Source organism: Geodermatophilus aquaeductus (genome assembly GCF_900182545.1).
Taxonomy (GTDB): domain Bacteria; phylum Actinomycetota; class Actinomycetes; order Mycobacteriales; family Geodermatophilaceae; genus Geodermatophilus; species Geodermatophilus aquaeductus.
Map to the genome: position 1 here is coordinate 622672 of NZ_FXTJ01000001.1, position 11810 is coordinate 634481.

Genomic DNA, 11810 nt, shown 5'->3' on the forward strand with positions numbered 1-11810 from the left:
CCATTTCTGCCGTCAGGCGGGGACGACGTCGTCGTCCACGGGCAGCTGCCACGGCCGGACGACGAGCACCAGGACGGCGATGGCCAGGACCAGCGCCGCGACGACGACGGTGCCCATGGCGACCGCGTCGTTGCCGAGCACGCCGACCAGCGGCGCCACGGCCGCGCCGACGCCGAACTGCACCGCGCCGAGCAGCGCCGCCGCGGTGCCCGCCGCCTCGCCGTGCCGCGACAGCGCGAGCGCCGGCGCGTTGGGCAGCGCCAGGCCGGAGGCGAACAGCACCGCCCACAGCGGCAGCGCGACCCCCCACAGCCCGCCGGTCCCGGTGCCCGCGAGCACGAGCAGGACCGCGCCGGACAGGGCGCCGGAGACGACGCCGGCCACGAGGACCTGGGCCGGGGAGAACCACCGCAGGACGACCGGGTTGAGCTGCGTGGCCCCGATCAGCCACACGGCGCCGGCGCCGAAGAGCAGGCCGAACTGCTGCTCGTCGAGGCCGTACTGGTCCTGGAAGACGAACGAGGAGCCCGACACGTAGCTGAACAGTCCGGCCATCGTCAGGCCGGCGACCAGCACCAGGCCCACGTAGGCGCGGTCGCGGAACAGCGACCGGTAGCCGCGCAGCGTCCCGGACAGGCCGCTGCTGCGCCGCCGCTCCGGCGGCAGGGTCTCGCGGACGGCGAACCAGCCGACGACGAGCAGCAGCAGGCCGTAGAGCGCGAGCAGGAGGAAGACGCCGCGCCACGAGGTGATCCGCAGGACCTCACCCCCGACGGTCGGCGCGAGCACCGGGGCCGCCCCGAGGACGAGGAAGAGCCGCGACAGCATGGTCGCCGCCGCCCGCCCCTCGAACAGGTCGCGCACGACGGCGAGGGCGATCACCGCGCCGGCCGCCGTGCCCACGCCCTGCAGGAAGCGCAGCAGCCCGAGCACCGCGATCGACGGCGCGACGAGCACGAGCAGCGAGGCGACGACGTGCAGCGCGGTCCCCGCGAGCAGGGGCCGCTTGCGCCCGAGGGCGTCCGACAGCGGGCCGAGGACCAGCTGGCCGAGCGCGAGGCCGACCAGGGTGCCGGTCAGCGTGAGCTGCACCGTCGCCGAGCTGGTCCGCAGGTCGTCGGCGATGGTCGGCAGCGCGGGCAGGTACATGTCCACGGTCAGCGGGCCCAGCGCCACGAAGGCGCCGAGGGTGAGTGCGGTGCGGGCCGTCCGGGGCCGGTCGGTCGTCGCGGTCGGCGCGGTCGGCCGGTCCTGGATCGTCGTCACGTCGATGGCGAAGTCGCCCCGGCACCGGCGCATTCCGCCGTGCCGGGGAGTTCACACACAGGTCCCCGTCCCGACACGCGTCGGCGCCCGTGTTCCCCGGCGGAATCGGGGAAGGGCAGGGACATGACCGACTCCCCCGACGCCATCCACAAGGTCGCCGAGCTCATCAAGGGCCAGAAGTTCGGCTTCCTCACCACGACCATGCCCGACGGCCGCCTGACCAGCCGCCCGATGTCGCTGCAGGAGGTCGAGTTCGACGGCGACCTCTGGTTCTTCGCCGAGCACGACGCCCCCTGGCTCGGCCACATCACCACCTCGCCGCAGGTCAACGTCGGCCTGGGCTCCGGCGGGACCTGGGTGTCCCTGACCGGGACCGCCCGCGTCGTCGACGACGTCGCGAAGAAGAGGGAGCTGTGGAACAGCGGCGTCGAGGCGTGGCTGCCGCAGGGTCCCGAGGACCCGTCGGTGGTGCTCGTGAAGGTCGAGGGCGACACCGCGGAGTACTGGGACAGCCCCGGCAACCGGCTGGCGACGGCGCTGAGCTTCGTCAAGGCCAAGGCCACCGGCAGCCGGCCCGACACCGGCGAGAAGGACGTCGTCGACCTGCCGTGAGCGCGCGGGCGCGGCGGCCGGTCCGGCCGCCGCGCCCGCCTCAGCGGATCGTGTAGCCGGCGTCGACCGGCAGCGTCACGCCGGTGATGTAGCGCGCCTCGTCGGAGACGAGGAACAGGATCGCGTTGGAGATGTCCACCGCGTCGACGTAGGGCACCGGTAGGGGGTGCAGCGTCTCGAAGAGCTCGGTGAACTTCTCCCGGGTGGGGTTCGGGTCGTCGGGCGTGAACAGCCCCCAGGTCTTCTCGTTCTGGATCATCACGGTGTCCACGCCGGTCGGGTGCACGGTGTTGACCCGGATCGACTGCTTGCCGAACTCGTTGGCCAGTGTCCGCATGATCCCGATGACGCCGTGCTTGGCCGCCGTGTAGTGGATGGTGTTCGGCGTCCCCTTGAGCCCGGCCGTCGAGCTGGTGATGACGATCGCCCCGCCGCCACTGTCGACCAGGTGCGGCAGCGCCACCCGGCAGGTGTTCCACACGCCGGTCAGGTTGATGTCGATCATCTCCTGCCAGGCGTCGTCGGTGAGCTCGAGGGCGGGGGCCAGCTCGAACACGCCCGCGTTGGCCAGCACGATGTCGAGCCGGCCGAGCTGCGCGACGCCGTCGTCGACCGCCGCGCGCAGCGCCGCCGGGTCGCGGACGTCGGCCTTGGTCGCGACGATCCGCCGGTCGAGCGCCTCGACCTGCCGCACCGTCTCGGCGAGGTCCTCCTCGGTCGCCGGCGGGTACATGGAGATCGAGTCGACCGGTGCGCAGATGTCGACGGCGATGACGTCGGCACCCTCCTGCGCCAGCCGGAGCGCGTGGCTGCGGCCCTGGCTCCGGGCGGCCCCGGTGATGAAGGCGACCTTGCCCTCGACGCGTCCTGTCACGACGTCCTCCTGTCCGGTGCTGCTACTTGGTCAGCCAGCCGGCGTCGACGCGGTGCGTCGTGCCGGTGATCCAGCGGCCGGAGTCGTCGGCGGCGAGGTAGAGCACCGCCTCGCTGACGTCCTCGGGCTGCACCCACGGGGTGGGCAGGAGGTTGAGGTCCTGGAACACTCCGCTGACGTCCTGGCGGGTCGGGTGCTCGAGGTCGGGCCGGAAGAGGCGGTAGACGTTCTCGTTCTGGATGAGTGGGGTGTCGACGTTGGTCGGGTGGATGGAGTTCACCCGGATCCGCTCGGCCGCGAGCTCCAGCGCGAGGCTGCGCATCAGGCCGACGACGCCGTGCTTGGCCGCGACGTAGGACGCGACGTTCGCCATGCCGCGCAGCCCGAGCGCCGAGCTGACCAGCAGCACCGACCCGCCGTCGCCGTGCGCGCGGATGTGCGGGACCGCCGCCTTGGCGGTGAGGAAGACGCCGGTGAGGTTGACCTCGAGCATGTCCCGCCACTCCTGGGCGGGGGTGTCGGCCACCTCGTGCGGCGGGACGCCGATGCCGGCGTTGGCGATCGCGCAGTCGAGCCGGCCGAGCTGCGCGACGCCGTCGGCCAGTCCGGCGGTGAGTGCGTCCTCGTCGCGGACGTCGGCCTGGAAGGTCACCATGCGGCGGTCGAGCGCCTCGACGTCGCGCACCGTCTCGGCGAGGTCCTCCGGCGTGGTGACCGGGCCGGTGGCGCTGGGGATCGGCCCGCAGACGTCCATGCCGATGACGTCGGCGCCCTCCCGGGCCAGCCGGACGGCGTGGCTGCGGCCCATCCCGCGGCCGGCGCCGGTGACGAAGACGACCTTCCCGGCCATCCGGCCGGGCACTACTTGATCACCGACCCAGCGTCGACCGGGAGCTGGACGCCGGTGACGTAGCGGGCGTCGTCGCTGACCAGCCACACGATGGCGTTGCTGATGTCGGCGGTCTCGACCCACGGGACCGGCATCGCGTTGAGCCCCTGGAACAGCGGGGCGACGTCGTCCTGGGTGACCTCGTCCTCGGGCTTGTCGGGGACGAAGTTCCCGTAGGTCTTGCGGTTGTGGATCATGTCGGTGCTCACCGCGGTCGGGTGCACCGAGTTGACCCGGATCATGTCCGGCGCGAACTCGTTCGCGAACGTCTTCACCAGCCCGACGACGCCGTGCTTGGCCGCGACGTAGTGCGCGAGGTTGCCCAGGCCCTTGATGCCCGCGGTCGAGCTGGTCAGCACGATCGCGCCGCCCTGGCCGTGCGCGCGCAGGTGCGGGATGGCGGCCCGCACCGTCTTGAAGACACCGGTGAGGTTGATGTCGATCATCTCGTCCCACATCTCGTCGGTGAGGTCCTCCACCGGCGCGAAGCTGGCGATGCCGGCGTTGGCCAGCACGATGTCGAGGCGGCCGAGCTCGGCCACGCCCTCGTCGACGGCCGCCTTGAGCGCGGCGGTGTCCCGGACGTCGGCGGTCCGGGCGACGATCCGCCGATCGAGCGCCTCGACCTGGCGGACGGTCTCGGCGAGGTCCGCCTCGGTGGCCATGGGATAGCCCACCGTCGGGACGTCAGCGCAGCGGTCGACGGCGATGACGTCGGCACCCTCCTGCGCGAGCCGCAGCGCGTGGCTGCGGCCCTGGCCGCGTGCGGCCCCGGTGATGAAGGCGACCTTGCCGTCGAGCTTGCCCATCCGGACTCCCCTGGTCGGCGGTGACGTGGCATCCGTGACGCGGGTCTCAAACTATGCGGATGGTGTTCAGGGACGCAATGGCCTGCTCAGGGCCGCTGTGCGGTCCAGCCGACTCCCAGACGGGATCCAGGGAACGGTCAGCGGCGGGCGCGACGCTGGGGGCGCCCTCCCGAAGAGGTCCCCGCTCCCCGTCGGGTCCCGGAGGGGTCCACGGACACCCTGGAGGTCCCTGTGCTCACCCTCGCCGTGCTCGCCGTCCTCGTCGCGCTGTTCGCGACCATGACCCTCGCCGACCTCGCCCCCGGCCTGCTGCCCGACGGGTCGGGGCCGATGGTGGTGGCCCCGACCCGCTGAGGGGTCAGCCGAGCTGCGCGCCGGCGAGCGGCGACTCGTCGCAGATCTTGGCGGGGATCGCGGGCATGCCGAGCAGCGTCGGCTGGCCGCGGACCGGGCCGGTGTGGGAGTGGTCGAGGTGGCTCTTCGGCTTGACCAGGTCGAGGTCGCGCGCGGCGAGGGCGGACTCGCCGTAGCCCTGCACGCACTCGGGGTCGGGGCCGTCCAGCGGCAGGCCGGTGAAGAACTTCGCCGCCATGCAGCCGCCGCGGCAGGCGTCGAAGTGGGCACACTTCGTGCAGGCGCCGCCGGTCTGCGGGCTGCGCAGCTCCTGGAACAGGTCCGACTGCTGCCACACCCGCTGGAAGCCGCCCTCGCCGCGCACGTTGCCGGCGAGGAACTGCTCGTGGATGGCGAACGGGCAGGCGTAGACGTCGCCCACCGGGTCGATGAGGCACACCACGCGCCCGGCGCCGCAGAGGTTGAGGCCCGGCAGCGCCTCGCCGTAGGCCGACAGGTGGAAGAACGAGTCACCGGTCAGCACCCGGTCGCCGTTGGCCAGCAGCCAGGAGTACAGCTCGCGCTGCTGGGCCTGGGTGGGGTGCAGCTGGTCCCAGACGTCGGCCCCGCGGCCGCTCGGGCGCAGCCGGGTGATCCGCAGCTGGGCGCCGTAGCGGTCGGTCAGCGCCCGGAACTCGTCGAGCTGGCCCACGTTCTCCCGCGTGACCACGACGGAGACCTTGAAGTCCTTCATCCCCGCCTCGGCCAGGTTCTCCAGGGCCGTCACGGCGGTGGCGAAGGAGCCGGTGCCGCGGACGCGGTCGTTGACCTCGGCGGTCGCGCCGTCCAGGGAGATCTGCACGTCGACGTAGTCGGTGGCGGCGAGCTGCCGGGCCCGCTCGCGGTTCAGCTTCACGCCGTTGGTGGAGAACTTGACGCCGACGTCGTGGCCGATGGCGTAGTCGAGCAGGTGCCAGAAGTCCGGCCGCACGGTGGGCTCGCCGCCGCCGACGTTGACGTAGAAGACCTGCATCCGCTGCAGCTCGTCGATGACGCCCTCGGCCTCCGCGGTGCTCAGCTCGCGGGGGTCGCGCCGGCCCGAGGAGGACAGGCAGTGCACGCACGCCAGGTTGCAGGCGTAGGTGAGCTCCCAGGTCAGGCAGATGGGGGCGTCGAGGCCGTACTCGAACTGGTCGACGAGCCTGCCGCCGGTGGGGCGCTGGGGGACGACGGCGGTCATGCGCGCACCTCGATCATCTGGGAGCGGGCGAGGTCGGCCAGCGCCTTGACGTAGGCGGGCCGCTGGACCTCGGGGACGCCGCAGGCGACGAGCGTCGCGTCGGCGCTGGGGTGGTCGGCCAGGGTCTCCACGACGCTGACCAGGGTCTTCGACTTGAGGAAGGACAGCTTCCGGTTGCCGAAGTGGTAGACGAGCGCACCGAACGGCTCCGGCCGCAGGGCCACCGACCGGGCGCGCCGCCAGGGCAGGGCCGGGTCGAAGGCGTCTGCGGCCGGAGCGGCGGGGGTCACGGCAGGTGGGCTCAGTAGACGCCGCACATGCCGTCGATGGAGACCTCCTCGACGAGGGACTCCTCCACGAGGGCTTCCTCGACGACGGTCTGGGTCTCGGCCTGGGTCTCGGTCGAGGCGGTCGTCTCGGGCATGCGGACCTCCGGGGAACGGCGGAACGGGATGCGGGGCACGCTAGAGGCACCCGGTGCCACCGGCAAGCGAGGACAGGTTCCCCCTGACGTGGCGAGGGGCTGACCGCGCAGGCCGGGTGGGCCAGGATGGGCCCGTGAGCGCGTCGTCGGCCGCCGAGGCCCCGCCCGGGACCTCCTCCGCCGTCCCGCTGCGCGTGGGGGACGGCCGGGGGAGCACCCGCGCGCGGATCGAGCGGGCGGCCCTGGAGCTGTTCACCGCGCAGGGCTTCGAGCAGGTGACCATCGAGGAGATCGCCGCGGTCGCGGGCACCAGCCGGCGCACCTTCTTCCGGCACGTCGGCAGCAAGGCCGACGCCGTGTGGGGCGACTTCGCCGCCCACGTGGCCCGGCTGGCCGCCCTGCTCGACGCCGCCGGGGACTCCGTCGCGGTGCTGCCGGCCGTCTTCGGTGCCTACGTCGAGGTCAACGACTACGCCGAGGCCGACCTGCCGGTGCTGCGGCAGCGGATGCGGCTGATCCTCACCGAGCCGGCGCTGCAGGCGCACTCGCAGCTGCGCTACGCCGACGTCGACGAGGTGGTGGCGCGTTACGTCGCCGCCCGCTGCGGCCAGGCCCCCGCGGCGCTGCTCCCCCGGCTGGTCGCCACTGCCACGCGCGCGGCGGCCACCACCGCCTTCGAGGTGTGGCTCGCCGAGGAGGAGGGCTCGCTGGCCGGGGCGCTGCGGACGGCCTTCGGCCAGCTCGCCGACGGTTTCCCCGACCTGCGCTAGGCGGCGAGTGCGGCGCGCAGTCCCTCGAGCAGGCGGTCGACGTCGACGTCGTCGGTGTAGGGCGCCAGACCCACCCGCAGACCGCCGTCGTCGCCGAGGCCGAGGGCACGGGAGGCCTCGATCGCGTAGAAGCTGCCGGCGGGGGCGTTGACGCCGCGCCCCGCCAGCGCGCGGGAGACCTCGGCGGCGGGCCGGACGGCGAAGGTGAGCAGCAGGGTCGGCGTCCGGTGGGCGGCGCGCGACCACAGCGTGAGGCCGGGCAGCCCCGCGAGGCCGTCCTCGACGCGCTCCCGCAGCCGGTCCTCGTGCGCCTCGACGGCGGCCAACCCCGCCAGCAGCCGGGCGCGCCGGTCGCCGTCGGACCCGCCGAGCGCGGCCAGGTAGTCGACCGCCGCGGTGGTGCCGGCCAGCAGCTCGTAGGGCAGCGTGCCGAGCTCGAAGCGCTCCGGGACGGCGTCGGTGGAGGGCAGCAGCTTGTCCGGGTGCAGCGTCTCCAGCAGCGACGGCGCGGCGACGAGGCAGCCCAGGTGCGGGCCGAGGAACTTGTACGGCGAGCAGGCGTAGAGGTCCGCGCCCAGCGCCGCGACGTCGACCGGCGCGTGGGCGGTGAGGTGCACGCCGTCGACGTAGGCGAGCGCGCCCGCCTCGTGCGCCAGCGCGGTGAGCGCCGCGACGTCGGGGCGGGTGCCGATCAGGTTCGAGGCGCCGGTGACCGCGACCAGCCGGGTGCGGTCGGACAGCACCGCCGCCAGCGCGTCGGGGGTCAGCTCGCCGGTGGCGGGATCGAGGTCGGCCCAGCGGACGGTGGCGCCGCGGGCCGCCGCGGCCTGCACCCAGGGCCGCACGTTGGCGTCGTGGTCCAGCCGGGTGACGACGACCTCGTCGCCGGGCCCCCAGCCGGCGGCCAGCGTGCGGGACAGGTCGTAGGTCAGCTGCGTCATCGAGCGGCCGAACACGACGCCGCCGGGCTCGCCCCCGACCAGGTCGGCGACGGCGGCGCGGGCGGCCACCACGACGTCGTCGGCGTTGCGCTCGGCCTCGGTGAGCCGGCCGCGGTTGGCGATCGGCGACCCCAGGGTGGCCGCCACCGCGTGCGCCACCTGGCGGGGCACCTGCGAGCCGCCCGGGCCGTCGAAGTGCGCGGCTCCGGCGCGCAGGGCGGGGAAGTCCGCGCGGACGGCGGCGACGTCGTAGGGGGTGCTCGTGGTGGTCATCGCCGGTCAGCATGCGCCACGGGACCGGACGGCACACGCCGTCGCGTCGAGTGCCGGGCGTGCACGTCCGCGGACGTGCACGCCCGGCTGGGCGCTCACTCGGGGCAGAGCGACGTCCCGTACCGGCAGGCCACGACGGCGGGGGTGTCCACCGGACGGCCGGCGTCGACGGCGTGGGCCAGCCGGATGAACCCCGCGTGGGACCAGGACAGCGGCGTCGCCGAGAACGTCGGCTCCCCCGGCACGAACTCCGTCCCCTCCGCCGACGGCGGCCGGTCGTCCCACACCTGCTCGGCGAGGAAGAAGGACCGGTCGTCGGCCGAGCGGGCCATCGTGTCCAGCCGCTCCTGGGCGCTCGCCGCGGCGTCGCCGCCGAGCGCCAGCTCGTACTCCCCCCGCTCGCCGGTGAGCAGCGGCCAGCCGCGGCCGATCGTCTCCCCCGAGCCCGGGTCCACCGGTTCCCACTGGCTGCCGTCGGCCTGCTCCCCGTAGCCGTCGAAGCTCGACCGGTGCCAGAACCGCCCGTTGGCGGTGTCGTAGCCCAGCTGCTCGTCGACCAGCCGCAGGGTGTTCGCCACGACCGGGTCGTCGGCCGGCACGATCCCGAGCCGGACGAGGTCGAGGAAGCTCGGGTCGAGCACCTCCCGCTGGTCGACCAGCGGCCCGCCGTCGGCGATCTGGATCTGCGTGCCCGCGTCGGCGTTCCCGTCCGCGGTGATGCGCAGGTAGTAGGGCTCCGGCGACAGCGGGCCGGTCGTGGTGACCGTCCACTCCGCCAGGCCGGCCCGCCACCGGTCGGCCGTGGCGAGGTAGGTGTCCGCCCGGGCGTCGTCGCCGTTGTCCCGGGCGATGTCGGCCGCGGTGACCAGCCCGGCGATCTCCGCCGCGATGGTGTTCGGCGACCACCCGGCGAGGTTCTCCCACCGCTCCTGCTCGGTGCTGGGCCCCTCGGCCAGGAGGAAGTCCGCCGAGAGCCGCACCCGCGCCCAGTCCTCCGGCCCGGTGCGGCCGAGCTGCCAGGCGAGCACGAGCGGCAGTGCGACCTCGTCCATCTGCAGCCCGCCGAACACGGCCTCGCCGTCGAGCCGGGCGTTCTGCGGGAACGACCCGTCGGGGCGCTGCTGCACCGTCCACAGGTGGTCCAGGGCCCGTTCGGCGGCCGCGACGTCGCCCATCGCGATCAGGGCGGTGGCGTGCTGGTACAGGTCGCGGGACCACACCTCGTGGTAGACGGGCAGGTGCTGCAGCTCGTTCGCCCAGGCCCACGGCTTCCCGGGGGAGGCGATGAAGCCCCCGCGGTACGTCTTGTCCTCCGACGCCGCGATCACCATCGCCGAGACGTCGTACTCCGTGCGCCACCGCTCGGCGCTGGCCGGCACCGGCGCGAGCCCGTCGAGGTAGCCGTGCCAGCCCCCGGCGTAGGCGCTCAGGGCATCGTCGAAGCCCCGGTCCAGCGCCTCGTCGGCGGCCTGCGCCGCGTCGTCCTCCGTCGTCCCGAAGCCGAGCGAGAGGGTCAGCCGCTGCCCGTCGCCCAGGCCGGTGAGGCCGGTCCGCCCGATCTGCACCACGTTGCCGGGGGTCTGCGCGTCCCACCTGTCGTCGAGGACGAGGTCCTCGCGCAGGTCGGTCCAGCCGTCACTGCGCTCGAGGTACCCGCTGGAGGTGTCGGTGAGGCCGCCCGACGCGGCGACGGCGCTGCTCAGCGCGCCGTCGGTGGCCAGCAGCCGGCCGTCGGCCGAGCGCCCGGTGTCGTCGTTGGCGTTCAGGCCCAGGCCCACGTCGTGCAGCACGTAGACCTGGTAGGGCTGCCCGTCGAGGGACTCGAAGCGCACGTCGACGAGGACGGCGGCCCGGTCGGGGTCGGTGGTGTAGGTCTTGGTGATCCGGTACCGGCCGCTCTGCGCGGTGTTCACCTGCCGGTAGACCAGGGCCCGCGGGTCGACCAGCTCGACGACGGAGTCGGTGTCCTCGTCCTCGCGGTCGGCGAAGGTGGCGCCGTCGGTGACCACGAACTGGGTGTCCCGGGAGCTCGGGGTGTCGATCCGCGGGGCGTAGACCTCGCTGAGCGTGCCGTCGTTCAGCGTGTACCAGACCGTGCTGTCGAGGGCACCGATCGCCGTTCCGAAACCGTCCTTGTCGCCGGGCGACCAGTCCGCCGCCTTGCCGGGGTACCCGGGGGCCGGGGGCCCCGCCTGCGCCGAGGCACGGACGACGGCACCGGGGACGACGGCGCCGAGGACGAGCGCGCCGGCGACGACGGCGCCGCCGAGGACACGCCGCCTCCCCCGCCCCCTCGGCCTCGCCGGTCCGTGCGGGCGCGGGTCGTCGATCGGGTCCTTCGGGGTCACCGGCTGCTCCTCCGTCCCGGGGCGCCCGGCCGGGGACCGCGCGGTGGCGTCCCCTCCGGGCGGGCGGGACCGTGCGGCCGAGCGGGTGCGGACCCGGTCGGCGTGGACCGGGGACTCCCGAGGTGGGGGATGGCGCCGCCGGTGTCCCGCCGTGAGTGATGTGGGTCACACCCTAGGTGCCGCCGCGGCCCCCGCCAACGGCCGCGCGGAGTTCCGGATCGGCTCCCGGCGGGACCGCCGTCCGGCCGGACACGGGCAGACTCGTCCGCGTGACCGACCTGACGCACTCGGACTCCGTCGTCGTCGCCGCCGCCCCCGAGGAGCTCTACGACCTGGTCAGCGACGTGACCCGCACCGGCGAGTGGAGCCCGGTCTGCGTGGCCTGCTGGTGGGACGAGGGCGCCACCGGGCAGGTGGGCGACTGGTTCACCGGCCGCAACGTCACGCCGGAGCGGACGTGGGAGACGCGCAGCCGGGTGGTGGTGGCCGACCGCGGCCGCGAGTTCGCCTGGCTGGTCGGCGGCTCGCGCGCGCGGTGGGGCTTCTCGCTCGAGCCGGTGGAGGGCGGCACCCGGCTGACGGAGTCCTGGGCCTTCCTCCCCGACGGCCTGGCTTTCATGGAGGAGCGCTACGGCGAGGACGCCCCGCAGCAGGTGCAACTGCGGATCCGGGCGGCGCACGAGGGCATCCCGGCGACCCTCGCGGCGATCAAGCGGGTCGCCGAGCGCTGATGCCGTGCACCTCCGCGGAGATGCGCTGGGCATCTCCGCGGAAGTGCACGACGAGGCCGCTAGCGGCCGAGGATGCCGCCGATCGCGCCGCCGAGGCCACCGCCCTGGCCGCCTCCACCGCCGGTCACGAGCTTGATCAGGTCGCCCGGGTCGAGCCCGAGCTTCTGCAGGATCCCGGCGTGCTGGTCGGTGTCGACCGTCCCGGGCAGCTCCTGGTCGGCCTGCTGCGCCTTGGCGTCGTCGCCCTGGGACTGCAGCAGCTGGAGGATCTGTGCCTTGTCGATCTGCATGACCGGCCCC

14 protein-coding genes are annotated in these 11810 nt (G+C 74.1%); 4 read left to right on the forward strand and 10 right to left on the reverse strand.

What is annotated here, in order from left to right; translation table 11 throughout:
- Positions 1-12: 12 nt before the first annotated feature.
- Positions 13-1266, reverse strand: a complete 1254-nt coding sequence (locus FN207_RS03105; protein ID WP_246065713.1) for a multidrug effflux MFS transporter — start codon at positions 1264-1266, stop codon at positions 13-15.
- A 123-nt stretch (positions 1267-1389) separates the two neighbouring features.
- On the opposite strand from FN207_RS03105, the gene FN207_RS03110 reads away from it, so the two are divergent.
- Positions 1390-1878 carry a pyridoxamine 5'-phosphate oxidase family protein gene (locus FN207_RS03110; protein ID WP_142456860.1) on the forward strand — a complete coding sequence of 163 codons (489 nt, stop codon included), beginning with the start codon at positions 1390-1392 and terminating at the stop codon, positions 1876-1878.
- A gap of 40 nt (positions 1879-1918) precedes the next feature.
- Here FN207_RS03110 and FN207_RS03115 read toward each other — a convergent pair whose 3' ends face one another.
- The 3 genes from FN207_RS03115 to FN207_RS03125 are packed head-to-tail and all read right to left on the reverse strand — an operon-like array spanning position 1919 to position 4450.
- Positions 1919-2752, reverse strand: coding sequence for a mycofactocin-coupled SDR family oxidoreductase (locus tag FN207_RS03115; RefSeq protein ID WP_142456861.1), 834 nt, complete (start codon positions 2750-2752; stop codon positions 1919-1921).
- A 22-nt stretch (positions 2753-2774) separates the two neighbouring features.
- Positions 2775-3602: a mycofactocin-coupled SDR family oxidoreductase gene (locus FN207_RS03120; protein WP_142456862.1), complete on the reverse strand. Its 828-nt coding sequence runs from the start codon at positions 3600-3602 to the stop codon at positions 2775-2777.
- 11 nt (positions 3603-3613) lie between these two features.
- Positions 3614-4450 (reverse strand): mycofactocin-coupled SDR family oxidoreductase, encoded by an 837-nt coding sequence (locus FN207_RS03125; protein WP_110906973.1) that lies wholly within the window; start codon positions 4448-4450, stop codon positions 3614-3616.
- Between the two features lie 231 nt (positions 4451-4681).
- Between FN207_RS03125 and FN207_RS27235 the strand changes: the two genes are divergently transcribed.
- Positions 4682-4804 (forward strand): hypothetical protein, encoded by a 123-nt coding sequence (locus FN207_RS27235; protein WP_281282125.1) that lies wholly within the window; start codon positions 4682-4684, stop codon positions 4802-4804.
- 4 nt (positions 4805-4808) lie between these two features.
- Here the strand turns inward: FN207_RS27235 and mftC are convergent, their stop codons facing one another.
- Genes mftC through mftA form a run of 3 tightly spaced genes read right to left on the reverse strand, consistent with a single transcriptional unit; the run spans position 4809 to position 6447 of the window.
- Positions 4809-6023, reverse strand: coding sequence for a mycofactocin radical SAM maturase (gene mftC / locus FN207_RS03130; RefSeq protein WP_142456863.1), 1215 nt, complete (start codon positions 6021-6023; stop codon positions 4809-4811).
- Positions 6020-6313: a mycofactocin biosynthesis chaperone MftB gene (gene mftB, locus FN207_RS03135; protein WP_221888006.1), complete on the reverse strand. Its 294-nt coding sequence runs from the start codon at positions 6311-6313 to the stop codon at positions 6020-6022. The genes mftC and mftB overlap by 4 nt, the downstream gene beginning before the upstream one ends.
- 11 nt (positions 6314-6324) lie before the next feature.
- On the reverse strand, positions 6325-6447 hold the full coding sequence (mftA, locus tag FN207_RS03140; RefSeq protein WP_142456865.1) for a mycofactocin precursor MftA: 123 nt from the start codon (positions 6445-6447) through the stop codon (positions 6325-6327).
- A 134-nt stretch (positions 6448-6581) separates the two neighbouring features.
- On the opposite strand from mftA, the gene mftR reads away from it, so the two are divergent.
- Positions 6582-7217, forward strand: a complete 636-nt coding sequence (gene mftR / locus FN207_RS03145; RefSeq protein WP_246065714.1) for a mycofactocin system transcriptional regulator — start codon at positions 6582-6584, stop codon at positions 7215-7217.
- Here mftR and FN207_RS03150 read toward each other — a convergent pair.
- Together FN207_RS03150 and FN207_RS03155 are read right to left on the reverse strand one after the other, a co-directional pair.
- Positions 7214-8431 (reverse strand): cysteine desulfurase-like protein, encoded by a 1218-nt coding sequence (locus tag FN207_RS03150; RefSeq protein ID WP_142456866.1) that lies wholly within the window; start codon positions 8429-8431, stop codon positions 7214-7216. The two genes, mftR and FN207_RS03150, sit on opposite strands and share 4 nt — an antisense overlap.
- Positions 8432-8526: 95 nt before the next feature.
- Positions 8527-10779, reverse strand: a complete 2253-nt coding sequence (locus FN207_RS03155; RefSeq protein ID WP_221888007.1) for a glycoside hydrolase family 15 protein — start codon at positions 10777-10779, stop codon at positions 8527-8529.
- Between the two features lie 269 nt (positions 10780-11048).
- Here FN207_RS03155 and FN207_RS03160 point away from each other — a divergent pair, with 269 nt between their 5' ends.
- On the forward strand, positions 11049-11510 hold the full coding sequence (locus FN207_RS03160) for an SRPBCC family protein (RefSeq protein ID WP_142456867.1): 462 nt from the start codon (positions 11049-11051) through the stop codon (positions 11508-11510).
- A gap of 59 nt (positions 11511-11569) precedes the next feature.
- Here FN207_RS03160 and FN207_RS03165 read toward each other — a convergent pair whose 3' ends face one another.
- Complete coding sequence (locus tag FN207_RS03165; protein WP_142456868.1) at positions 11570-11800, reverse strand: hypothetical protein; 231 nt, start codon at positions 11798-11800, stop codon at positions 11570-11572.
- Positions 11801-11810 lie beyond the last annotated feature (10 nt).